Here is a 23,715-nt window from a genome sequence, read left to right as displayed (position 1 = left end):
GACTCCCCTCTTGTCAATATAATTTATCACATCTAATAGTATATCACACAAATAGAGAAGTAAACTTGAACGTCATATGACATCTTTACCGGGCCTTGAGGGCAAGCCTGCCGGGCGGTTATGCGCCGGATTCCAGTCCTTTCAGAAAGGCTTTCATAACAAAATGCAGGCTCTCGTCAAAATCCAGCTTCATCTGAAAGCCATTGTTCTGTTCCAGGGAGGCGAAGCCGTGCAGGAGGCTCCGCAGACCGCGGATCGTATGCAATGTGTTCTGTTCCCCGAGACCGTAGGGTTCGAGAACCCGGATAAAGATGCTCAACAGCTGCTCACCCAGCTTTGCGGTTTCCGGGGAATCCGACGCCTCGATTTTGTAAAAGGCCTCATAGAGGCCGGGGCGCTGGCGGGCAAATGTCAAATAGCTTGTGCTCAAGCTCAGAATCGCTTCCTCGCCCGATTTGCCGATGACCGCGTCGCGCATCAAATCGACGAGATGCTGTATGCAGTAAGCGGCAAGCGCGCTGCGCAGGTCCGGCAGTCCGTTCACATGGTTGTACAGGGAAGGGGAACGGACGCCGAGCTTCTGGGCCAAAGCGGACAGCGTCAGGTTATCCAATCCGGCTTCATCGGCCAGTTCGGCCGCAGCAACCAGCAGGGTTTCGCGGTCAAGCCCCATGCGGCGCACCATTAGACCGCCCCCTTCTTCAGGGCCTCCTCGGCCCGGGAAATGGCGACAGCCATCTTATCGGTCGGCTGCGGAATCATTTTGCCGTGGCCGACCGCCAGCCAGGTTGGATTCAAACCGGCGAGTCGTTTGGCGCTGGCGATGGAGGTCGCCTTGCTCCAGGTGGCCATCGCCGGGAAAGGGAACAGCGGCTGCATATGGCCGGATACGGCCAGGGCAGCGCGGGTCTGAAAGGCGTCGCCCGCGATGAGGACGCCGCTGCGCGTGTCGTAGAACGCCATATGTCCCGGCGTGTGCCCGGGGGAGGCGACGGCCAGCAGCGACCCGATGCGGTCTCCGTCTTCCAGCAGCACGTCAGGCTTCGTGGTGACCTTGCCCGGGGCGGGGATGTCTCCGCGGACCTGCTCCTGCGGCTCGCCGGGCTCGAGCTCCTTGCTGCCTGCAAGGAGGCGGCTGTCGCGGCGGGAAATATAAGTCGTCACTTGAGGAAGAGCCGCCTTCAGCAGGTCGAATGCCCCGATATGGTCGCCATGCGCATGCGTCAGAACGATCCTTACGATCGGTTTGCCTAGGCGGGCGGCGGCTTGCTGGATGCCTTTTATGCTAAAAGGCATGCCGGCATCGATTAGGGTCAACCCGTCTTCTTCTTCAACGAGATACACATTAATGGGAAACAAGCGGGGCATAAAAGCAACCTGGGTTACTTGCTGAACGGTCGTCATTTTCATGGATAACTCCTCCTCAAAACTAATCATATTAGTATAATAACTAATGACGTTAGTTTTTGCAATACCCAATTTAAAAATAATTGGCGGAGAAACGGGAATGGCTTGGTAATCATGTTAATGAAGAAACATGTAATGAGAAACTTGTAGAATCTAGGACATGAGGATATGAGGACATGAGGATATGAGGACATGAAGGTAAGACGAGATATGAGGTACAAGAGATATACGATACACAGTACGCATGAGATAAAATGAAATTAAAGGATAAAAAAGCGTTTTCAATCAGGAAGATTTATACTATAATACCTATTGTAAACCCTTTCATATGTCTAATCTGATTTGGAGCTCCTTCGCTGAAGGGCTCATTTTTTTGTGTTTATGGGGATTTTGACTCCGAAAATCCCTCTCGGGTCCGCCGCTGTGATGTTCAGTGTGGCGGACTTTTTTTGCGCCTGATCGGGTAGTCGGATAGAGTTGGGACAATCCACTTTGGCATCTGTTCGACCGATGGGCAGATGTTTTTTCCAGAAAGTGAGAGCATTCGTCCTCGTATGCCGTCTATAGTTTCAGATGGCTATTAAAGCAGGGAGGATCGTCATGATAGACCCGAAACGGGAAAGCATGCTGATCGAGCAGGTGTTGGCGGGGCGCAAGGAAGTCTTTGCCGAGTTGGTCGATGCGCATAAAAACAAAATATATGGTCTGCTACGGAGTATGGGGGCGGGTCATCAGGATGCCCAGGATTATACGCAGGAGGCTTTTGTCAAGGCGTACCGCAAGCTGGCCAGCTACCGCCTGGAATCGAGCTTTGCGTCCTGGCTGTATACGATCGCGGTGAATGTGCTGCGGGATGCGGGAAGGCGAAAGTCGTTTCCGCAGGCCCCGGAGGAAGAAGCGTACCAGGCGGTACGGGATGAGAACACGCCCGAGAGGGCTCTCCTTCGCAAGGAAACTCGGCAGGAGGCTTTGCAGTTAGTTCGGGAACTGCCTGAACAATACCGTCTGGTGTTTTTGCTGCGGTACACAAATGAGCTGAGCTATGACGAAATCGGCAGCGTCACGGGCCTGACAGTGGATCAGGTTCGCAACCGGCTGCACCGGGCCAGAAAGCAGCTGCAAAAAAAGCTGAAAGGAAAGGAGGGGATCAGCCGTGAAATGCTTGAATCGTGCTCAGATGGAAGAGTTCATTCTTGAAGAAGCGTCTGCTGGGGCTGGGTTAACTATTCATGTGCAGAACTGCTCTCGCTGTCAGGCATTGATGGCAGAAGTCCGACAGGAGCAGGAGGCCTGGAGCCAAGCGCTGTACCCGGAGCAGTTGACGGATGATTTCACCCGACAGGTGATGGCTTCCCTGGCTGATGTCCCGATTGAGCCTGCAGTTGAGGAGAACGAGCCGGACACGATTTTGTTGAGAAAAAAGAGACGTTCTCCCTTCATTCGCCGGGCCGCTCTGGCCGCAGCCTGCTTACTGATCGTCGCCGCCGCACTGACGGTTTACGCCCAGCCTTCGATAGCGGATTGGGTGAGGTCGATATTTGCGAGGGACAATACGGATATTGGGCTGTTGGACTCTCAAACACTCGGACTTGTCCAAAATCCGCATATCAAAGTAAAGGACAAAGGATATACATTAGAAATTAATGAAGTTGTTGTGGATGCGGCGAGGATTATGATGGGAGTCAAAATTACCGACCCGAATGGGAAGCCAGTGGTAAACAAGGTAGACTGGAGCCAAGTTACAGTTAAGGATACCGAAGGCAAAGAAGTGGCAAAGCTTTATTCTTTAGGGGGATCCGCCGTAATTGAAAATGTTTCGTCACTTTTCCCGGACGGAGTTAAATCCGATACGCTCACCGTGGAGGGGAAGATCACCCAAATTGGGCGGAAGCTGTTTTCCCATAAGGTCGTTAAGGGGAATTGGAACTTCAAATTTTCCCTGGATATGAAAAAAGCGAATGAACTGACCAAAGTAACGCTATTGGATCAGCAGTATACTACACCAGATGGATTACACGTTAAGATGGAACGGCTGGTTCGAACGCCAAGTGCTGTACGGCTGGAGCTATCTACTTCATTAGATGGGAAGCTGGCTAAGCTTGTCCCGGAATCAGGTTTGGAGAATATGCTACTCATGTACCATTTTGAGGATAAGAATGGAAATGACTTTTCAAGCGTCAATAACCATAGAAGTCCGCATAGGGAAACGTTGATTGCCCAACAGCCTCAGTTGGATGGAGATACGCTTCACTGGTACTACACGTTTAAGTATCTTCCCTATGACCGCGAGAAGGTAAGGTTTGTTTTGGACGGGTATTCCATTCCTGTGATAAGTGACGATTCGGTGCAATTTCATCCTCTTGAATTGTCTTTGAAGCCTGTAGAGTTTAAAGGGCAAGGGGATTCATTAACGATCAGCAGCATGAAGATTGGCAAAGATCCGAATTCGCTCGAGAAAGAAATGGTTGGTTTGCTTCAGGTGGAAGGAAAATTCAGAAATATGTTTTCCTATGACGAATGGGTGATGAGAGACGAAAAATCAGGTAGGGAATTTCCCGCAAGCTTTAGGGGCTCTTATGGAGGATTGAACGAGTTTCAGGACGTCAACGGCGACCCCGGCTTCATCGTCGAAGGCTTAACAACCCTCCCCGAAAAAGCGACCCTCATCCGCAAGGTCACCGACAAGTGGTACACCAACGTCAATTGGTCCTTCGACCTGCCGAAGGGCGAGCCGATCAAGGGGCTGGAAAACGTGAATCCGGAGGATTATTGGGAAGCTCCATGACGATTTCTCCGTCCACCCCATAACCGAATCTTTGTATGAAAAAAGCCCCTACCGGCCGCTGCTGGCCGATAGGGGCTTTGATGTCGATATGACCGATCACTTATTCGTTCATTCCGCCGCATAACATTACATAATCAAAGGTGACACGCAGGGGGCCTTGCCCGGCAGCCTTTTGAATCGCTGCTTCCGGCACGCCCCAGGAGAGCGGGGTCATGCGCAGAAGATGCTCCAAAGCTTCTCCGGCGACGAGCATGTTGTATTCCACATGCTGAACATCCACGCTGGCAAAATTCCTGCCGAATAATTCAGCGGTACGTCCGGTAACAGGAACGAGCCGTCGGGTGGTTCTGTCGGCAGCAGGAGACGGGCGGTCGATTGTGTATCCGTCGGTAAACTCCTCGGCCGGAGACGGCCGGTTTGGAGCCTCACCTTGGAACAAGGCACGGATTTCCTGCAGATATCGGCTCCCCGGGATGACTTTGATTACCAGGCCATCATCCCGGATTAGGCGCTGGAACTCCTGGTAGTTCGCCGGAGACAAGATGTTCAGGATGACGTCGAACTGCCGGTCGGCAAACGGGCTGCCGGCCAGGTCGGCCGCACACCAGATCGCCGGTGCACCCGATTTGGCGGCCAGGCGAATCCCTTCTTTGGCGATATCCACGCCCACGCCCAGGATGTCTGGAGCATCCGGCTTCTGCAGGGCAGACAGAATCGCCGCCAAATGGGAGCCCTCGCCGCATCCCGCATCCAAAATGCGGAGCTCCTCTGATCTAGATGAAGCCATATCATCAATTTTCTTGCGAATCGCATCGATCAGCGGGTCAAACAAGCCGTGGCGGCTGGTTTCCCGCCGTGAAGTAAACAGGTCTTTGTTGTATTTGGACCGCACGGCGTGCGGAATCAAGTTGATGTAACCGTCCTTGGACAAATCAAAACAATGCCGACTGCCGCAAATCATGCTGCGCGATCCGTCCATTTTCAATGGGCGGGAACAGATCGGACAGCGAAACAGGTGCTCGTGCCGGGATATCAGTCCGGCGAGCACGGTTAATTTAGCGTTGTGCACCAAAAACACCCCATTCATTCGTATTCCGTTTGAATGAAAAAGGCACAGACAAATAAACCCTCGTCAGTATTTTTTAAAAAACGGGGCTTTTGTTATCTGTACCTTACATTAACGGTAACGAATAAATTGAATGATCATGGTTTACACAACCTCTTTCACGCAGGATTTAGGGAGCCTGCAGCCTTAGATCTAAAGGACAGGATCCCGCTTTAGTATAACAAACTTTTCAAAGCCGGGAAAACGATCGCTGGATCTGTCAGGAGAGGAGGTTTAATCCAAGGGGAATTAAGTCAAACTAAGCATACTGGTCCGGAGGAAAAACAGCTCCGGCAGTCTCGTTAACCTCCTTTATTTATTTTTCAGCGGAAAACGTTCCAAACCCTGGCAATCCGGTTGACACAAGCAACTGTAAACCATATAATTACAGTAATAAGGGGGAGCGAAAATGAATAGTGAGTTCAACATTGCCGTCCATTGTTTAACCCTTCTTAGCTTGAAAGAAGAACGAATGGCTAACAGTGAAGAGATTGCCAAGAGTGTCTGCACGCATCCGGCACGGATTCGGAAAGTGCTTGGACTGCTGCGCAAACAGGGGTATGTAACGACCAAGGAAGGTGTCGGCGGAGGCTATTTGCTGAATCCAGGCACCGAGAAGGTCACATTGGGTGATTTGTACCGTCTGCTTGCAAGAGGATCCTTGAAGCCGAGCTGGTGTTCAGGCGGAGAGGAGCTGCCTTGCGAAGTGGCTTCCAATATCGAGGGAATTATGGATCAGATATACAGCGGCGGAGAGGCCGCGCTGGAGCGGTATCTGGATGGCATTACGCTGACGGATGTCATTAAGCAGATCGAGGAAGCGGGCAGCGCGGCAAACCCCACGTGATGAACAGAATGGAACGACATGAAGTCCGGCGTAAGCCGGGCTTTTTTGTGCTGTTCCTGGAGTTCAGCACGAACCTTCGGGTTCGTATATCACTAAAAAGTGCCGTCTTCACGAAATGAAGGGAACGCTGCATAATGCTGTTAACCGATCTAGGAAGGGGAGTTAGCATGAACGATTTTGTTAAGGTAGAGGTGCTGCATACAGGCCGATTGAAATATGACCGCTCGCTCGCATTTAAGGAACTGGACAGCATACCTCCGGTGAATCAGCGGGGCGAATCCTTCCAGTCCGAGGTCCCGCTGTCCAGCTATTTGATTGAGCACCCCAGTGGACTGCGCGTTGTCGTCGATGCCGGATGGCATGAGGATATACGAACCCGGCCGGAGCAGCACCTGGGCAGCGATTTATGGCAGTTCATCGAATACGATTTGCCTGCCGGCAGCTCTGTCAGGGAACAGCTGCAGACTCGCGGGCTTACCCCGAGGGATATTGATCTTGTTGTCATCAGCCATCTGGACGTCGATCATATCAGCGGCCTTGGGCTGCTGAAGGGTGCGGGTCGTTTTCTCGTCAGCCAGCCGGAATGGGAGTTTGCGGCCGTGAGCCAGGAGGCGTGGCACCGGGAAGTGCCCGTAACTCCGTTTGCTCTCGAGCCGATTCCCTACGGCCCGTATCAAGCGGGTCTGGATGTATTCGGCGACGGCTTGCTGTATCTGGTTCATACCCCGGGACATACGCCAGGACATTTGTCTATTTTGGCCAAAGTAGAGAAAGGATGGCTGCTCCTGGCTTCCGATGCTGGGTATGCGGAAAGATCCTGGCAGGAGATGATTCTGCCGGGGATTACATCGGATCCGGATCAGGCGATGAAATCGCTGCAGTGGGTGCGGGATTTTGCCGGGAGAGAGGACTGCGTTGCGGCGCTGGCCCATCATGAGGCGAAGCCGATTCCTATGCGGTTTTAAAAGTCCGGGAAACAGACTTGATGCAGGAGAGCGTATCCCTTTTCTTGGAAAACGGCAGCAGGTGCGTTATATTGGACATAAAACGCATTCGAAAAACATTCCAAAGGAGAAGGGCTATGTGCAGAAATATCAAAACGCTGTTTAATTTTGATCCGCCGGCTACCGATGAAGAGATTCAGGCTGCATCCCTGCAGTATGTGCGCAAGCTGTCAGGCTTCCAGAGCCCGTCGAAGGCGAATGAGGAAGCTTTTAATCTGGCGATAGCGGAGGTCGCTGCGGCATCCAGGAAGCTGCTGGACTCCCTGGTTACAAACTCCAGTCCCCGTGACCGCGAGATCGAGGCTCAGAAGGCGAAAGAGCGGTCGGCCAAGCGGTTCGGAACGGCAGAGGCGTAAGCGGCGGGCTAGGCAGTGCGATGTAGTAGGCGGCGTTGATCCGCTAATGGACGCCTTCTTGGACAGGCGGCGCAATGAAGCCATAGGCTACGCCAAACCTCATGATCTGAGGCAAGGCCGGTCCCGGCTAAAGCAAAGTGAGCCCGCCATGTAGACCGACGCCGCACCGAAGACAAATCAAAGACAAGCTGGAGACAAACCGAAGAACGCCCCGGAACTTTCCGGGACGTTCTTTGTTCTGCCTCTACCGACAGCAGGAAGACAGGGGATTCAGACCGTTAACGGCTGGTTTTTAAGCACCGCCTGCCACTTTTTGTACAGCTCCCGCGGCTTGCCGGATTCCAGCAGTGCCTTGCCCGTATACAGGCCTTCCTCAACAGATTGCACCCGATCCGCCAGATGCAGGCGCACTGCCGCGTTCAGCAGCACCTGATACATAAAAGCCATATTGCCCTTGCCCTGCAGCACCTGGCCGGTGACCGCCGCCTGCTCGGCTGGCGTCCAGTCGACCTCCGGCAGCGGCGTATCCAGGCCAAAGCTCTCCGGATCGATGATCTGGAGCGAAGCCTCCCCGTGTTCGATCCGGTAGGTTCGCGTCGGGCGGTGGATGTACAGCTCATCCGAGCCTTCGCTTCCCTGGATAATCATGGCCCGCTCATAGCCGAGGTTCATGATGAGCCGGCCGAGCCGGTCAAAAACCGTGTTATGGTACACCCCGAACGTTAAGAAAGGGGAGTGCCCGTAATCCGCAAATTTCTCGGCCGTGTTGAGCACGGTCCGCATGCCGAGCTCCTCGCGAATGGGGCGAAGCTTCGCCAGCGGCGGGCACCAAGTCTCGGCATGGGCGTACAGTACGCCCGTCTGGCGCGCTGCTTCCAGGCACAGCTCCCTGGACAGCGACGGATCGGAAATACCCATTGCGGCAAAAACATCGGCCAGCGTCATCCCCCACTTCGGCGGAAGGGACGCCGACCCGTGCAGGGTGACAGGCAGCCCGGCGGCAGCCAGCACAAACGAGGTGGCAATCGTGGACATAAAGGACGATTTTCGCCCATCATACGGGCCGGCGCAGTCGATGCCCTGCGGAAGGTCCGAACGGGCGGCGTGTTTGCGCAGGACCGACACGAAGGCTTCCAGCTCTTCTACGCTTTCCATTTTGATGCGTTCGGCGATAAAAAACGCCCCGATCTGGGCGGGCGTGGCCGTTAAACCGAGGATCGCTTCAGCCGCCTGGAGGGCTTCCTCATAGGTCAGGTCACGGGCGCCTCGCTTGCCCCGTCCGACTTCTTTTAATAAATGGATCATGATTTCTTGGCACCTCCCGAACCGGATTCCTGAAGCAGCTGATACAGCTTGACGATGGAGGTCGCGACGTCCACCATCCGTTTCCGTTCATTCATCGCCTGCTTGCGCAGGACGTCATAGGCTTCGGATTCCGATATATTTTTGAGTTCGCACAGAATCCCCTTGGCCATATCGATCCACTTTCGTTCCTCAATGCGGGCGAGAAGCTGCTTGCGCTCGTTCTTCCACTGCTGCCGCTCATAAAAGTGGGCGGAGCTGAAATGCAGCGACCAATGCAGCTCGTGCGCTTTCATGGTCGGAAATAAAAGCCCGTCAATAATAACATCATCCTCACATGCCTCGAGGGACATGGAAGCGGCCGTATCGCTGCACCACCAAAGAACCGGCGTTTGTTTGTGTTTCTCGAGCTTGCCGCACCAAGCCTTGATCTCGGAGACGGGAAGATGAAGCACCGCACCGTCCGCATCTCCGATTCCGGCGATCGCCTGCTCCTCATTGCGCGCTAGATGGACTTGGTACCCGTAGGAACGAAGGATGTACTCCGGCAGAAGCGTCCTGCTATCTGAATCACTTCGCTCTGAAGGAGGGGTCTGGCGGTGGATAACCAGCAATGAACGCATGCATAGACGCTCCCTTCTTAATTCAGTCCAGTCAGAGTTTAAGATGAGTGCAACAGATTTGTATGTTAATTTATATAACATAAAATAAGGTGACATGTCGATAACCAAATCGAAATGGTTTTCTCATGTTAAATATGTTGACAAACATTCGCGAGGTAGTGTATATTTCCATCAAGAACTTGATAACAGCCGGATACAACGGTGTATCCTTTATAGCGGCAATGAAGCCTGCTTTCGACTCCTGAACCAGAGTGTGTCCACTCTGCCCGGGGCCCGAAGGCGGGCTTTTCTGGTTTTTGGTACAAGATTCAGAAGATTGGACTATTGAGGGGAGCGGAAGAGACATGGCGACGAAAAAGCTGGTCATGGTCGGTAACGGGATGGCGGGGGTAAGGGCGCTGGAGCATCTGCTGAAGCTGGCGCCGGATGCGTACGAAATCACGATTTTCGGGGCGGAGCCTTATCCCAACTACAATCGGATCATGCTGTCATCGGTCCTTACGGGCGGTGCGGATATTCAGGAAATTGTGATCAACGACTGGGACTGGTACAAAGAGAACCGGATTCAACTATATGCCGGGCACATGGTGACCCGAATCGATACGAAAAACCGCGTCGTTTACTCCGATCAAGGTGCAGAGGCGAAATATGACGTGCTGATTATGGCGACGGGCTCCAATCCGTTCATGCTCCCGCTTCCGGGCGCAGATAAGGAAGGGGTCATCGCCTTCCGGGATATCAAGGACTGCGAAATGATGATGGAGACGTCTAAAAAGCATAAAAAAGCTGTGATCATCGGCGGCGGACTGCTGGGGCTCGAAGCGGCGAGAGGGCTGCTGCACCTCGGCATGGACGTCTCGGTCGTCCATATCCATCCTTATTTAATGGAGCGTCAGCTGGACGAAACCGCATCGCGGATGCTGCAGCGGGAGCTGGAAGCCCAAGGGATGACGTTTCTGCTGAGCAAGCATTCCGAGTCCATTATGGGGCGCAAGCGGGTCAAGGAGCTTCGCTTCACCGACGGAACCCGGGTCGACGCCGATTTAATCGTTATGGCGGTCGGCATCCGGCCGAATGTGGCCTTGGCGAAGTCCGCCGGAATTGAGGTCAACCGGGGCATCGTCGTCAACGATTATATGGAAACGAACATTCCCGGCATCTATGCTGTCGGTGAGTGCGCGGAGCATCGGGGCATCGCCTACGGACTGGTCGCTCCCCTATATGAACAAGGGGCTGTGCTCGCCAAACGGCTCGCGGGCGTGGAAACCGCCGGTTATGCCGGCTCCGTGACTTCCACCAAATTGAAAGTGTCGGGCGTAGATGTATTCTCCGCGGGGCATTTTGCCGAACCGGAGGGCACCAGGGCTTTGCGCTACCAAGATGAAGTAGAGGGCGTGTATAAAAAGATCGTCATCCACGACGATCGGCTTGTCGGCGCCGTCCTGTTCGGGGACACAGGCGACGGCTCCAAGCTGTTCTCGCTGATGAAAAGCCGGGAATCGGTCAAGGGCCGGGAAAAGGAGCTGCTGCTCGGCTTCGCCGTCGGCGCGGGAGCTTCCGTATCGCCGGAAGAACGGCTGGCCAGTCTGCCGGATGACGAAATCATCTGCGGCTGCAACGGCGTCACCAAAGAGACGATCAAGGACGCGATCCTGAACAAAAATTGCACGACTGTATCCTCGGTCAAAGCCTGCACCAAGGCGTCCGGATCCTGCGGCGGCTGCAAACCGCTCGTCGAGGGCCTGGTTCAGCTCTACGCGGGCGATGCAGCAGGAGAGCCGGTCAAAGAAGGCATTTGCGGCTGCACAACGCTGAACCGGGACGAAATCGTCGCAGAAATCTCCCGGATGGGACTGAAGTCCATTAAAGAAGTGATGAACGTGCTGGGCTGGAACAATCCCGAAGGCTGCTCCAAATGCCGTCCGTCGCTGAACTACTATTTGGGCATGCTGTTCCCCGAGTCTTATAAGGATGAAAAAGAATCCCGGTTCACCAACGAGAGATACCACGGGAACATTCAGAAGGACGGAACCTATTCCGTAGTGCCGCGGATTTACGGCGGTGTCACTTCCCCGTCAGAGCTGAAGAAAATCGCCGAGGTCGCCGAGAAATTCGACGTGCCGATGGTCAAGATCACCGGAGGGCAGCGGATCGACCTGCTTGGCGTCAAAAAGGAGGATCTCCCGAAAATGTGGGAGGAGCTCGACATGCCTTCAGGCTATGCATACGGCAAAGCGCTCCGCACGGTGAAAACCTGCGTCGGTTCAACCTTTTGCCGGTTCGGTACCCAGGACTCCATCGGCATGGGCATCCGGCTTGAAAAAGAGCTGGAACGTCTGAGTACACCGGCCAAGGTGAAGCTGGCCGTATCGGGATGTCCGCGGAACTGCGCGGAAGCGACGATTAAGGATTTCGGCGTGGTCGCCATCGATGGCGGCTGGGAGCTGCATGTCGGCGGCAACGGCGGCGTGCATGTGCGGGCAACCGAGCTGCTCTGCGTCGTGAAGACGGAGGATGAAGTGGTCGAATGGGCGAGTGCCTTTATTCAATATTACCGCGAGCATGCGCAGTGGAATGAACGGACTTCGGTCTGGATTGAGCGGATCGGGCTGGACAGCGTAAAGAAGGCGCTGGAGAAGAAGGAAGACCGTGAGGCTCTCCATGCGCGGCTGAAGCTGGCGCTCAGCACGCAGAAGGATCCGTGGAAGGAGATTTTGTCCGACAAGGAACTCCGTAAAAATTTTGAACCTCTGCCGAATGCAGAGCCTGTGAAGAACTAAGGGGGGAACGGGATGGTTAAGCATCTGATCGGAAATATAGCGGAAATCGATCCGAAAGGATCGCGGACGGTGGTGCTGGAGGGGACGGAGATTGCCTTGTTCCGCTTAAGCGATGGGGATATTTTGGCGGTGGAGAACAAGTGCCCGCACAAAGGAGGAAAGCTCTCCGAAGGCATGGTGTGCGGCAAGGATGTGCATTGTCCGCTGCACGACTGGAAAATCGACCTGCGCAGCGGTTGCGTGCAGGAGCCGGATACCGGCAAGGTCAGCACCTATGAGGTTGAGGTGGATCCGGTAAGCGGGGCGATTTATTGCCTGACGGAATCTTAAGCGAGAGGGAGGAGGAGCAGCCGATGGATTATGTAAAACCAGGCGAAGTTCTAAATGACATGATTGAGGGAGGCGCGAACAAAACGAAGCTGAGTCCGGGGCAAATGCTGGTGCGCAGCATGCTCGCGGGGGCGATTCTGGCCTCTGCCACGACGCTGGCCTTTACCGCTTCATCCCAAACGAATATTCCGATGGCCGGTGCGCTTATTTTTCCCGTAGGCTTTGTGATTATCGTGCTGCTCGGGCTGGAGCTGGTAACGGGGAGCTTTGCGCTCATTCCGCTGGCGGTGCTGCAGAAAAAGGCCTCGGTCCGTTCCATGCTTGGCAATTATGGCTGGGTCATCCTCGGCCATGTGATCGGCTGCCTGGTCTATGCGGTGCTGTACGGCCTGACCATTACCAAAATGGGGCACGACATGAGCAGCCCGCTTGTCCAGACGATCATCAAGACGAGCGAAGCAAAGACGCTGGCCTATAAGGAGCTCGGCGGCGAAGGCCTGCTGCTGATCGTGATCAAGGCGATGCTGTGCAACTGGATGGTGACGCTGGGCGTGGTCATGGCGTTTACGTCCAAGTCTACCGCTGGCAAAATCGCAGCGATGTGGCTGCCGATTCTCATCTTCTTCGGCCAGGGATTCGAGCATGCCGTCGTCAATATGTTCGTCATTCCGGCCGGGATGATGCTGGGCGCCAACGTCAGCTTTGCCGATTGGTGGCTGTGGAACCAGATCCCCGTGCTGATCGGCAACTTCATTGGCGGCGCTTTGTTTACGGGCGTAGCGTATTACGTGTCCATCCGCGGGTTTAGCAAAAGCAAGCCGAGTGCGATCGGATCGGCCGGAGCCCGCGGCTCCATGGAGGCGGCGGCTGTGTCTGCCGAACGCGGCCGATGAAGCCGGGCATGGTGTCTATCGTCGGCGCCGGTCCCGGTGATCCGGAGCTCATTACGGTAAAGGCGCTCCGGCGGATCCAGGAGGCGGATGTCATCTTGTATGACCGCCTGGTGAACAAGGAACTGCTTGGGTATGCGAAGAAAGGCGCGGCGCTCGTCTACGTCGGCAAGGCGCCGGGACAGCATGCGGTGCCGCAGGCGGAAATCCATGAGCAGCTCGCCGCGTTCGCCATGAAGGGCAAACAGGTCGTGCGGCTGAAAGGCGGCGATCCGCTGATCTTTGGCCGCGGCGGCGAAGAGGCACAGGAGATGGCGCTGCGCGGCATCCCGTTCGAGTTTGTGCCGGGCGTGACCTCGGCGATCGGCGCCGCCTCGTCGGCGGGTATCCCGCTGACCCACCGCGGGCGGAGCGCCTCGGTCGCCTTCGTCAGCGGCTCGAGCAGTGCCGGCCGGGAGCAGGGTCCCCGCTGGGACCTGCTTGCCCAGGGCGTCGACACCCTGGTCGTGTACATGGGTGTCGCCGGCATGGCCGATATCTGCCGCGAGCTGATCGCTCACGGCCGGCCGCATTCGGCCCCGGCTGCGATCGTCGAGCAGGGGACGAGCGAGCAGGAGCGGGTCATTACCGGCACGGTGGGCAGCATCCACAAACTGGCTTCCCTCATGCACGTCAAAAACCCGGCCTTGCTCATTTTCGGCGAGGTGGTGCATGTGCGGGAGCAGCTGCTCCGCCTGGCCGAGGAGGCTGAGGAGCGGATCGGGTAACTTTAGGAAAGCCGTGAGAAGGGACAACCGAAGGGGGCCGGTCTAAACCAGCGGCTGGCCGATTATCCCGGCGGATTAATCCTGCAGGATTTTAAAATTGAGATCAAGTAAGCTTCACGATCAGAAGGGCTCTGCCGCGACGCAGGGCCTTTTTTCATTGGAGTCGGTAAACGTTTTAGATTATAAAAGATTAATTACGTGAACCACATCGCATTTTATTCCTATTGTACTCATCGGATTAATATTCTATAGTAAGGTCAAAGACCCCAATCTCTTCTTTAAAGGACGGTGAACCCCGATGAAGGAAATTCCGGAACCCTATGTCAAAGCGAATCAGACCGGCATCGTGCTGTTTGTGATCCTGACCGCCGTGTTCAACCAGCCGTACATTTTGCTGGCACTATGGATCATTCAGGTGCTTGGGCTGCTAACAGGAAAAAATGCGTTCGTGCTCCTGGCCAAACCGTTTCTGCGTGTCCAAGGCAAACCGACTCAGGCACTGGAACTGCAGCGGTTCAACAATGTGCTGGCCGTGCTTTTCCTGACGCTGTCGCTGCTCTTTTTTGCGCTGCAGCTGCCGGTGTTCGGGTATATTTTTGCGGCGATGCTGTTTCTGGCGGCATTCGTGGCGCTGTGCGGTTACTGCATCGGCTGTACGGTGTATTTTCAATACAAGCAGTTTAAGGCGAGAAGACGGATTCATTCATAAACGGGTTTAATATACAGGGAAAGTGACCGCCTGCCGGTCCGTTTATTTCCATACTATCTAGGCGCTCGCAGGAGCGCCTTTTTGCTGCGCCTCTTCTTCATCAGCCGTAGGCAGTCGCCGAGAATAAAATAGGGTAATATATAGAATGAACTACAGAAATGAATCTATAATGAATTCAGATGAGGATCCTATTTTTGAATGGACAAGGAGTGGTGAATGGTGAACCCGGAAAATAAAAGCTTCTTCTATACAGGTACATACGCCCCTGAGGCGGAAAAGGGGATTTTCCTCTGTTCCCTCGACACGGAAACCGGAGAAATGGATGTCGTGAACGGCCTGCCCGGCATTGCCAATCCCTCGTATCTGACGCTGAACGCGGCGGGGGACCGGCTGTATGCGGTGAGCGAAACGGGAGGCGGCGAGATCTTCGCCTATTCAATCGACAACGAAACCGGCGAGCTCCATCTGCTGGACCGGATGCCGACGGAAGGGGCGGACCCCTGCTATGTCTCCTTGACCCGGGACGGGCAGTTTGCGATGGTGTCCAATTATTCCAGCGGGCATATCAATGTGTTCCGGATCGGCGAAACCGGCGGGCTGGCGGAGATGAGCTCCATCGTCAAGCACAGCGGGCGCAGCATCCGGGACGACCGGCAGGAGGGGCCGCATCCGCACTCGATTTTTCAGGATCCGGAAGGTAGGTTTGTGCTGGTCTGCGACCTGGGGCTGGATGAAATCGTGCTCTACCGCCTAGAAGACGGCAAGCTGGTGACCCACGGGGAAGTAAAAACGACGCCTGGAGCGGGACCGCGCCACTTTGATTTTCATCCGTCCGGTAAGTGGGCGTACGGTATTAACGAGCTCGACAATACGGTAACGGTGTTTGCCTATAATGGGCAGGCCGGGGAATTGAAAGTGCTGCAGAACGTATCTACGCTGCCTGAGGATTTTACCGGGGAGAGCTTCTGCGCCGACATCCATATTTCCCCTTGCGGGCGTTTTCTGTACGGGTCCAACCGGGGAGATGACAGCATCGTCCTGTTCCATATCAACGAGTCGACCGGTGAACTGACTCCGGTGGATTGGGTATCGACGGGCGGCGAGTTTCCGCGCAATTTCGCGATCATTTCGGGATACCTGATAGCGGCAAACCAGAACACAGGCAATATGCTGTCGTACAAAATCGGTTCGGATTCCGGGCGTTTGACCCCGACCGGCTTTGCGCTGGAGCTGCCGAAGCCGGTATGCATTCAGCAGTGGGTGAAGGGCGAATAGCAAATAATTTCTTAACAACCAAAAACCAGGGTCCCATTTTATGGTTCCCCTGGTTTTTTTGTTGTGATACATTGGGGTTAGGCTCCATTGCACATTTCCGGTATGACGGAGCGATGAGAGGGGGATAGAATGAGGAAGTTCCGATGGCTCGATTACGCGATTGTGTTTGTCCTCGTTTTTGGTCTGGGGATCATCAATATCGTCCCGCCGGCCAATTATGCTGCCGTTGTGGCCAGTCTCGCCGTATCCGCAATGCTGGTCAGTCTGGTGGTCGGCACCGTCACGAACCTGGCGTTCAGGTCCAGAAAGAGAAATTGATTTTTGTGAAAAAAAGGTTTGACAGGTACGTTTCGGCTCACTACAATATACCCATATAACATACTAATCAGGTAGGAATAATTACAAATTGCAGTTCTCACCGTACGGACGGAGGAACCTCTGGAACAGGAGCAGACAGGTCAATTCATGACCGTTTTGTCTGCAGGCTGTGCCGGATTTTCCTCTGTCCTTTTTTGCTTGGCGAACACCGGCCAAACCGAGAATTTCACGATGAATCATGGTCAGGCCGTACATTTTATCACTGGGGAGTGGGTCATATGGTACACGTATGGAGAAGAAAACAAATCGTAAGGCGGGGAGTGAGCGCAGGGCTGGCACTGCTGCTGACTGCTGCGCTAGCGGCCTGCGGAAATGGAAGCGGCAGCGGAAGTACGGACAAAGAGGCGGGGGGCACGACCGAAGGAAAAAGCACGGAGGCGCAGGCGGACAGCTCGGCCAAACCGGTTGAACTGCTGAACGTCTCCTACGACCCGACACGGGAGCTGTACGAGAACTACAACAAAGCGTTTGCGACCTATTGGGAAAAAGAAAAGGGCCAGAAGGTCACAATTAAGCAGTCGCATGGGGGCTCGGGGGCGCAAAGCCGTTCCGTTATCGACGGACTCGAAGCGGATGTAGTCACGTTGGCACTCGGCTATGACATCGATGCGATTCAGAAGAAAGGCCTGATCAATGAAGGCTGGGAAAGCAAATTCGAGCACAACAGCACGCCGTACAGCTCGACGATCGTGTTTCTGGTGAAAAAGGGCAACCCGAAGAACATCAAGGATTGGGGCGATCTGATCAAAGGCGACGTGGAAGTGATTACGCCGAATCCGAAGACATCGGGCGGCGCCCGCTGGAATTACCTGGCGGCGTGGGGCTATGCCTTGAAGCAAAACAATAACGACGAGGCCAAAGCGCAGGAGTTCGTCAAGGAACTGTTCAAGCACGTACCCGTGCTCGACACCGGCGCCCGCGGAGCTACGACAACCTTCGTAGAGCGCGGCATCGGCGACGTGCTGCTTGCCTGGGAGAACGAGGCCATGCTGTCGGTCAAGGAGCTGGGTCCGGACAAATTCGACATCGTCTATCCGTCGGTCAGTATCCTTGCCGAACCGCCGGTCGCCGTCGTTGACAAAGTCGTGGATAAGCGCGGAACCCGCGAGGTAGCCGAAGCTTACCTGAAGTACCTGTACTCAGAGGAAGGCCAAACGATCGCCGCGGAAAACTTCTACCGGCCGACACTGGATAGCGTCAAGGAGAAGTTCAAGGATAAATTCCACGACATCAATCTGTTCACGCTGCAGGATGTGTTCGGAACATGGGATGAGACGCAGAAGAAGCATTTTAGCGACGGAGGCATTTTCGATCAAATTTATACGCCTGGCAGCTGATCGGCGCACACAAGGCCGAAGGCAGGAAAGGATGAACGGTCATGAGTCAAGTGAATGCGGCCCGGCGGAGGGTGCTGCCGGGTTTTGGGCTGACGCTGGGATACAGCGTGCTGTATTTGAGCTTGGTGGTGCTGATCCCGTTGTCGGCGCTCCTCCTAAATTCCACAGGGCTGAGCTGGGACAAATTTTGGCATGTGGCTACCGACCCGCGGGTGCTGGCCTCTTACAAGATCAGCTTTTTGACCTCGGCTGCGGCCGCCCTGATCGACTCGATCCTGGGGCTGCTGATCGCTTGGGTGCTGGTGCGTTACGAGTTTCCCGGTAAAAGGCTGTTTGACGCACTGATCGACCTGCCCTTTGCACTTCCGACCGCGGTAGCGGGGGTCGCCCTGACTGCGCTCTACTCGCAAAACGGCTGGATCGGCTCGCTGCTGGAGCCGCTGGGCATCAAGGTGGCCTTTACGCAGCTGGGCATTACGATCGCGCTGATGTTCATCGGCATTCCGTTCGTTGTGCGGACTGTGCAGCCTGTGCTGCAGGATGCGGAGCGGGACGCCGAGGAGGCGGCCGCCACGCTCGGGGCGAAGCGATTCCGGACGTTTCGGACCATCATTTTGCCGGAGCTGATTCCGCCGCTCCTGACGGGTTTTGCCCTGGCGTTCGCACGCGGCATCGGGGAATACGGCTCGGTCGTATTCATTTCCGGCAATATGCCGATGAAGACCGAGATCGCCCCGCTGCTCATCATGTCAAAGCTGGAGCAGTACGATTATGCCGGCGCAGCTGCCGTAGCGATCCTGCTGCTGCTGATCTCGTTTCTGCTGCTGCTCGTCATCAATTCGCTGCAGCGGTGGACACGGCGTTCGGTGCGTTAATACCCCGCCCGGGTTTAGCCCCGGCCCGGACTATACCCTATGCTCAAGTGTCACTAAGAAAAGGAGGGCTTCCCTATGGCAGGTACCGTGCCCATGACTTCCGTTCAAACGAGTGCCCAGGCTTCGCCGGCCACGACGGAAGCGGCCTGGGTGAAATGGCTGCTGATTACGGCGGCTGGGCTGGCGATGCTCTGGCTGATCGTGCTGCCGCTGCTCATCGTCCTCACCGAGGCGCTCAAGAAGGGATGGGATGTGTACGTCGCGGCTCTCGCCGATCCAGATGCGCTGTCCGCCCTGAAACTGACGCTCATCGTTGCGCTGGTGACCGTTCCGCTGAACACGGTGTTCGGCATCGCCGCCGCCTGGGCCATTACTAAATTCAAGTTTCGCGGCAAAGGGGCGCTGATCACGCTGATCGACCTGCCCTTTGCGGTGTCGCCCGTCATCGGAGGGCTGATCTTCGTGCTCGTATTTGGGGCGAACGGCTGGTTCGGCCCCTGGCTGAGCGACCACGATATCAAAATCATCTATGCCGTGCCGGGCATCATCCTGGCGACGCTGTTCGTGACCTTTCCCTTCGTGGCGAGGGAATTAATTCCACTGATGGAGGACCAGGGCACCCAGGAAGAGGAGGCGGCTGTAACGCTTGGCGCGCGAGGCTGGCATGTATTCACCCGGGTGACCCTGCCGAATATTAAATGGGGCCTCCTGTACGGGATGATCCTCTGCAACGCCCGCGCTATGGGGGAATTCGGGGCGGTGTCGGTCGTCTCCGGGCATATCCGCGGACAGACGAATACGCTGCCGCTGCACGTTGAAATTTTGTATAACGAATACCAATTCTCGGCGTCGTTTGCGGTGGCGTCTCTGCTCCTGCTACTGGCGCTGGTCACTCTTCTTTTTAAAAGTTGGCTGTCGTGGAAAAATGCTCATTGACAGCGATTTTACCCGCGTGATAATGTTAAACCATACTAATTTGGTTGGAAAAGAAGGATTATTATTACATTCATCCCCAATGGCTCATATTCCTTAAAATCCAGGAACTAAAGGAGGCGTCAATTGTGGCAAAACCTCTTATCGTTGATGAAGTATGGAAGGAACGTATTGCGAGTCAACTGAACGATATGGAATTCGGATCGCTTCACATCGTTGTGCATGAGGGACAGATCGTGCAGATGGAGCGGACGGAACGCAAACGGTTCGAGAACACGCCGGGCAGCTCCGTGAAGGCGGCAGCCAGAGCCGAGCGGAGGACCGGAAGAGAGTCCGGGCTGCGCTAGCCGCGGACTCCCCCGTCAGCATGACGAACGGACAATAAATAACCCCGCTGAATGCCTTGCCTTCCATCGTGGAAGGGGGCAGGACAGCGGGGTTATTTTTTAAGAGATCAGAAGGGTCAACCCTATTAGTGGAACGAGGGGGAAGGTCCGCAGGACGCAGGCTTTGGAGACTCAGCGATCCTTCGGATCCTCCTCGTTGTCTTGGGTTACTTCGCGGTGGCCGGCATAGGGCCGGTTCCGGCGGCTGGGCTTGGGATTCAGGGTAAAGCCGAACAGGAACAGCACCAGCTGGACGGCCAGTATGTAAGGTGCCGCGGTCAAACCGAGCAGATGCAGAAGCGCCACCGCGGCGATGATCAGGGCGAGCAGCCGGTACAGAATGCCCGGCGTATCCCTTCGGGTATCCATGATGACCCAGTACAGGAAGAGCGTGGCCGCGAGGCATGAAATGAGCCGCGTCCACAGCTCGAGGCTTGTCCACGACAAGGCGGCGGCGCCGCTGTCCTGAAAGCCGTTATACAGCTGGATGAACCAATACAGGGTGAGGACCAGAGCGGCGAAAGGAACCGCCGGACGGATCATTCTCCAGAAGCTGGTGCCCCAGCCGGGATTGTCTATTTTGCGGATCAGCACCGATTGTTCATGAATCCGCCGGTGGATTTCCCGGTCCAGCATTTTCTGCAGCATCAGGAGCCGGGAGAAATCCCGTTCGCGTATGTAAGCATCGATCATGTCCAGCAGCTCCGGAGTCATCAGCGGAGCCGCTTTGCATTCCTGGAGCAGCTGGACAAGCTGGTCCGGCTCCTGGGCGCCGACATGGGCGGCTTCCACTTCTTCGCCAAGGACGCCCTGCGCCCGGCTGTACAGGGCGAGGGTGCGCTGCAGCAGCTCCAGCCGCGCGGCGGCCTCGGCCCTCAAGGAACGGGATGTGCGGATGTACAGCCAGAGGAAGACGATGACCGCGAGCCCAGCTATGATCAAATTTGACTCCGTTTCGGTCAGCCGGTCAAGGCCGGCCTGTAGAGCAAGGGACAACAGCGCCACCTCCCTTCATTCATTATTATTTTATCAAGATCAGGAATTTCAAAGGTAAAGCTGAATCATTCAATGATCGTAAAAAACTTCCACTAAATGTGGTCTGTCTCCTGTGAATTTGCATCAACAGCTGTTTTTCTTTAGATCATGGAATTACAAACTTTAGGCGAAGCAAGATAAAAATTCAATGATCGCAAGAAAAACTTCCGCTAAATGTGGTCTGTCTCCTTTGAAAATACATCAATAGCCGTTTTTCTTAACTATTGCATAACCTTTCCGGGATTTCAACAGGTTAACCTTCGCTACTCAAGGTTTGCGGATAATATATGAGGCAGTTCACCCAGCTCCCGCAGCAGGTCCTGCAGCGTACCGTTATGCTTGGCCCTGGCCTTGATGTTCAGGTGATACAGGCTGCTATCGCCCGGGTCCTGTTCGAGCTGGTAGGAGGTCACTGCGATTTTCCGCGCCGACAGGCGCTCTAGAATCGGCTTCACGGACTCCTTGTCGTCCAGCTCAAATGAAATGCTGAGCGCTTTGCCGGTCTTGAATATGCTCAGCAGCTCCAAGCCGATCATGACGAGAATCGTGGCGCTGATCCCGGCGGCATACATGCCCGAGCCGATGGTCAGGCCGATGCCGGATGTAGCCCACACGCCGGCCGCGGTCGTCAGGCCGCGAACGCTTTTCCGCTCGATAATGATCATGCCTGCACCTAAAAAGCCGATGCCGCTGACGGCTTGGGCGGCGACCCGGCTCGGGTCGAGCGCCACGTGGTCGTGGTCCATAATGTCGAAGAAACCGTACTTGGATACCAGCATAATTAATGCGCTTCCAACCGCAACGAGAAAGTGGGTGCGCAGCCCCGCCTCCTTGGCCCTCAGCTCCCGCTCAAGACCGATTACGGCTCCAAGCAGGCCGGCCACGGCCAGCCGGACGATAAATTCACCAATCATGTGACAACAGCTCCTCTCCATGCTACAAATGTTTTTGCAACCATCCACCGTCCCTAAGGTACTGCTCCCCAGGTAACATTACCCATTCCGCCCGCCGATGCCAATCGGGATTTTCACCCCCGCCCTGAAATGGGTAAATATTGAGCAAACGATGAGACACGGGAGGCGGAGGCTATGGATTATGGCATGATCACCATAAAATTAATTACGGGATTCATCGGCTTGTGGCTGATGACCCGGATTCTCGGGAAAAAGGAAATTTCCCAGCTGACCCCCTTCGACTTCGTCTCCTCGCTTATGCTGAGCGAGCTGGTGGGGAATACGGTATACCAGAAGGACGTCCACTATGGCCAGCTCCTGTTCGGACTGGCGGTTTGGTTCATCCTATCGTATTTATTTGAAAAAGTCACCCAGTATGCGCGCCGAACCAGGGGGCCTTTGGAGGGTACGCCTTCCATATTAATACACAACGGGAAAGTGGATATGCGGGAAATGAAAAAGAACCGTCTGGATTTCGAGCAGCTGCGCATGATGCTGCGTCAAAAGGATATTTTTTCCCTGCGCGAGGTTGCTTATGCCATCTTTGAGACGAACGGCTCGCTCAGCGTTCTGAAGAACGCGGATTTTGAAGCGGTCCAAAAACAGGATCTGGATCTGGATTCGGATCCATCCGGCCTGACCTATAATCTGCTGGAGGATGGGGATTATAACGACGATAAATTGCAGCAGATCGGCAGAGACCGGAAATGGCTGGCGGCCATGCTGAAGGAAAAAGGCTTCAGCGATCCCGGCAAGCTGGCCTATGTCGAATGGGAGGAAGGGAAAGGATTATACATTTTGCAGCATAACCGGGAGGGGCAGACGGGGAGCGGACGGCTGCAAAAAGCGGAAGGATAGCATGCGGAAGACAGGTCATGTAGAATAATAACAGGCATAACAGCGAAGGAGACAATAACCTATGGAAACGATCAATGCAATGCATATTACGATATTTGGAGCCAGCGGACAGGTCGGAAAAGCCATCGTCCATGAGGCGCTGAAACGCGGGCACGGGGTCACGGCCGTCGTGCGGGATCCCGCCAAGCTGACCGAGGAGCATGAACGGCTGAAGGTGGTGACCGGAAACATTCTGGACCCTGCTTCGGTGGCCAGCGTATGCGAGGGGCAGGACGCGGTCATCAGCGCGTACGGTCCGACGTTCGGCGAGGAGCAGGAGCTGCTGGAAGCCGCGCGCTCACTGATCGAGGGCGTCCGCCGTGCCGGTGTAAAGCGGCTGCTCATCGTTGGCGGGGCGGGCAGTCTGAAGACCGGGCCGGACACGCTGCTGATGGATGCGCCGGAATTTCCGCAGGAGCTGGTGCCGCTCGCCAGGGCGCATGCGGATGCGTACAAGATTTACAGTCAGTCCGATCTGGATTACAGCTATCTCAGCCCGGCGGCGGTGCTGGAAACCGGACGGCGTACCGGAAACTTCCGGATCGGCATGGACATGCTCATTTCCGATGAACTGGGCGATAGCCGAATTTCGGTCGAAGATCTGGCCGCGGCGCTGATCGACGAAATGGAGGATCCGTATTTTGTCCGCACCCGGTTTACGGTAGCTTACTAGGTTAGCGACGGTCTCGCGGTCGGGCTTCTATATTAAGGCTTCTATATTAAGTATCCGGGCGACAATAA

Annotated in this window: 25 protein-coding genes; 18 read left to right on the top strand and 7 right to left on the bottom strand. The window is 55.2% G+C overall.

Annotated elements, in window-relative coordinates:
- Positions 1–118: 118 nt before the first annotated feature.
- The gene (locus GCU45_RS14300; RefSeq protein WP_152399420.1) at positions 119–685 is read right to left on the bottom strand and encodes a TetR/AcrR family transcriptional regulator; all 567 of its coding nucleotides are present in this window, start codon (positions 683–685) and stop codon (positions 119–121) included.
- The gene (locus GCU45_RS14295; protein ID WP_152399419.1) at positions 685–1,410 is read right to left on the bottom strand and encodes an MBL fold metallo-hydrolase; all 726 of its coding nucleotides are present in this window, start codon (positions 1,408–1,410) and stop codon (positions 685–687) included. The genes GCU45_RS14300 and GCU45_RS14295 overlap by 1 nt, the downstream gene beginning before the upstream one ends.
- 597 nt (positions 1,411–2,007) lie before the next feature.
- On the opposite strand from GCU45_RS14295, the gene GCU45_RS14290 reads away from it, so the two are divergent.
- Positions 2,008–2,604: an RNA polymerase sigma factor gene (locus GCU45_RS14290; RefSeq protein ID WP_145026898.1), complete on the top strand. Its 597-nt coding sequence runs from the start codon at positions 2,008–2,010 to the stop codon at positions 2,602–2,604.
- The gene (locus tag GCU45_RS14285; RefSeq protein WP_152399418.1) at positions 2,561–4,192 is read left to right on the top strand and encodes a DUF4179 domain-containing protein; all 1,632 of its coding nucleotides are present in this window, start codon (positions 2,561–2,563) and stop codon (positions 4,190–4,192) included. Before GCU45_RS14290 ends, GCU45_RS14285 begins: the two co-directional genes overlap by 44 nt.
- Positions 4,193–4,292: 100 nt before the next feature.
- Here the strand turns inward: GCU45_RS14285 and GCU45_RS14280 are convergent, their stop codons facing one another.
- Positions 4,293–5,261 (bottom strand): putative RNA methyltransferase, encoded by a 969-nt coding sequence (locus GCU45_RS14280; RefSeq protein WP_167527141.1) that lies wholly within the window; start codon positions 5,259–5,261, stop codon positions 4,293–4,295.
- A gap of 445 nt (positions 5,262–5,706) precedes the next feature.
- Here GCU45_RS14280 and GCU45_RS14275 point away from each other — a divergent pair, with 445 nt between their 5' ends.
- The 3 genes from GCU45_RS14275 (at position 5,707) to GCU45_RS14265 (ending at position 7,504) form a co-directional block, all read left to right on the top strand.
- A complete protein-coding gene (locus tag GCU45_RS14275) occupies positions 5,707–6,144 on the top strand; it encodes an RrF2 family transcriptional regulator (RefSeq protein WP_076172795.1) in 438 nt (145 codons plus the stop codon).
- 167 nt (positions 6,145–6,311) lie between these two features.
- Entirely contained in the window at positions 6,312–7,109 is a 798-nt protein-coding gene (locus GCU45_RS14270; protein ID WP_167527140.1) for an N-acyl homoserine lactonase family protein, read from the top strand.
- A 116-nt stretch (positions 7,110–7,225) separates the two neighbouring features.
- Complete coding sequence (locus GCU45_RS14265; protein WP_076172796.1) at positions 7,226–7,504, top strand: DUF2277 domain-containing protein; 279 nt, start codon at positions 7,226–7,228, stop codon at positions 7,502–7,504.
- Between the two features lie 270 nt (positions 7,505–7,774).
- Here GCU45_RS14265 and GCU45_RS14260 read toward each other — a convergent pair whose 3' ends face one another.
- Positions 7,775–8,809, bottom strand: a complete 1,035-nt coding sequence (locus GCU45_RS14260; RefSeq protein ID WP_152399415.1) for an anthranilate phosphoribosyltransferase — start codon at positions 8,807–8,809, stop codon at positions 7,775–7,777.
- Positions 8,806–9,429: an ANTAR domain-containing response regulator gene (locus GCU45_RS14255; RefSeq protein WP_076172798.1), complete on the bottom strand. Its 624-nt coding sequence runs from the start codon at positions 9,427–9,429 to the stop codon at positions 8,806–8,808. The genes GCU45_RS14260 and GCU45_RS14255 overlap by 4 nt, the downstream gene beginning before the upstream one ends.
- Before the next feature lie 344 nt (positions 9,430–9,773).
- Here GCU45_RS14255 and nirB point away from each other — a divergent pair, with 344 nt between their 5' ends.
- The 11 genes from nirB to GCU45_RS14200 all read left to right on the top strand — a co-directional run bounded on the left by nirB (position 9,774) and on the right by GCU45_RS14200 (position 20,050).
- Complete coding sequence (gene nirB, locus GCU45_RS14250; RefSeq protein WP_152399414.1) at positions 9,774–12,209, top strand: nitrite reductase large subunit NirB; 2,436 nt, start codon at positions 9,774–9,776, stop codon at positions 12,207–12,209.
- A 12-nt stretch (positions 12,210–12,221) separates the two neighbouring features.
- Positions 12,222–12,539 carry a nitrite reductase small subunit NirD gene (nirD, locus tag GCU45_RS14245; protein WP_076172800.1) on the top strand — a complete coding sequence of 106 codons (318 nt, stop codon included), beginning with the start codon at positions 12,222–12,224 and terminating at the stop codon, positions 12,537–12,539.
- Between the two features lie 23 nt (positions 12,540–12,562).
- A complete protein-coding gene (locus tag GCU45_RS14240; RefSeq protein WP_152399413.1) occupies positions 12,563–13,432 on the top strand; it encodes a formate/nitrite transporter family protein in 870 nt (289 codons plus the stop codon).
- Positions 13,429–14,196, top strand: coding sequence for a uroporphyrinogen-III C-methyltransferase (gene cobA, locus GCU45_RS14235; RefSeq protein ID WP_152399412.1), 768 nt, complete (start codon positions 13,429–13,431; stop codon positions 14,194–14,196). The genes GCU45_RS14240 and cobA overlap by 4 nt, the downstream gene beginning before the upstream one ends.
- A 298-nt stretch (positions 14,197–14,494) precedes the next feature.
- The gene (locus GCU45_RS14230) at positions 14,495–14,905 is read left to right on the top strand and encodes a DUF4395 domain-containing protein (RefSeq protein WP_076172803.1); all 411 of its coding nucleotides are present in this window, start codon (positions 14,495–14,497) and stop codon (positions 14,903–14,905) included.
- 216 nt (positions 14,906–15,121) lie between these two features.
- Complete coding sequence (locus GCU45_RS14225; RefSeq protein WP_341874559.1) at positions 15,122–16,180, top strand: lactonase family protein; 1,059 nt, start codon at positions 15,122–15,124, stop codon at positions 16,178–16,180.
- 129 nt (positions 16,181–16,309) lie between these two features.
- Positions 16,310–16,498 carry a hypothetical protein gene (locus tag GCU45_RS14220; protein ID WP_152399411.1) on the top strand — a complete coding sequence of 63 codons (189 nt, stop codon included), beginning with the start codon at positions 16,310–16,312 and terminating at the stop codon, positions 16,496–16,498.
- Between the two features lie 278 nt (positions 16,499–16,776).
- The gene (locus GCU45_RS14215) at positions 16,777–17,895 is read left to right on the top strand and encodes a sulfate ABC transporter substrate-binding protein (protein ID WP_152399410.1); all 1,119 of its coding nucleotides are present in this window, start codon (positions 16,777–16,779) and stop codon (positions 17,893–17,895) included.
- A gap of 41 nt (positions 17,896–17,936) precedes the next feature.
- On the top strand, positions 17,937–18,770 hold the full coding sequence (gene cysT, locus GCU45_RS14210; RefSeq protein WP_076172807.1) for a sulfate ABC transporter permease subunit CysT: 834 nt from the start codon (positions 17,937–17,939) through the stop codon (positions 18,768–18,770).
- Positions 18,771–18,845: 75 nt separating this feature from the next.
- Complete coding sequence (gene cysW / locus GCU45_RS14205; protein WP_145161364.1) at positions 18,846–19,706, top strand: sulfate ABC transporter permease subunit CysW; 861 nt, start codon at positions 18,846–18,848, stop codon at positions 19,704–19,706.
- Between the two features lie 125 nt (positions 19,707–19,831).
- A complete protein-coding gene (locus GCU45_RS14200; RefSeq protein ID WP_076172809.1) occupies positions 19,832–20,050 on the top strand; it encodes a YezD family protein in 219 nt (72 codons plus the stop codon).
- 171 nt (positions 20,051–20,221) lie between these two features.
- Here GCU45_RS14200 and GCU45_RS14195 read toward each other — a convergent pair whose 3' ends face one another.
- Both GCU45_RS14195 and GCU45_RS14190 read right to left on the bottom strand, forming a co-directional pair.
- Positions 20,222–21,085, bottom strand: a complete 864-nt coding sequence (locus GCU45_RS14195) for a hypothetical protein (protein WP_152399409.1) — start codon at positions 21,083–21,085, stop codon at positions 20,222–20,224.
- Positions 21,086–21,387: 302 nt separating this feature from the next.
- Positions 21,388–22,038, bottom strand: a complete 651-nt coding sequence (locus tag GCU45_RS14190) for an MgtC/SapB family protein (RefSeq protein WP_105445702.1) — start codon at positions 22,036–22,038, stop codon at positions 21,388–21,390.
- Positions 22,039–22,212: 174 nt separating this feature from the next.
- Here GCU45_RS14190 and GCU45_RS14185 point away from each other — a divergent pair, with 174 nt between their 5' ends.
- The gene (locus GCU45_RS14185; protein ID WP_152399408.1) at positions 22,213–22,935 is read left to right on the top strand and encodes a DUF421 domain-containing protein; all 723 of its coding nucleotides are present in this window, start codon (positions 22,213–22,215) and stop codon (positions 22,933–22,935) included.
- A gap of 79 nt (positions 22,936–23,014) precedes the next feature.
- On the top strand, positions 23,015–23,647 hold the full coding sequence (locus tag GCU45_RS14180; RefSeq protein ID WP_152403070.1) for an NAD(P)-dependent oxidoreductase: 633 nt from the start codon (positions 23,015–23,017) through the stop codon (positions 23,645–23,647).
- The last annotated feature ends 68 nt before the right edge of the window (positions 23,648–23,715 follow it).

It is taken from the genome of Paenibacillus cellulositrophicus (assembly GCF_009363095.1).
GTDB classification, from domain to species: Bacteria; Bacillota; Bacilli; order Paenibacillales; family Paenibacillaceae; genus Paenibacillus_AQ; species Paenibacillus_AQ favisporus.
Note: the sequence above shows the minus strand (reverse complement) of the source record. Positions and strands in the feature narration are given on the sequence as shown.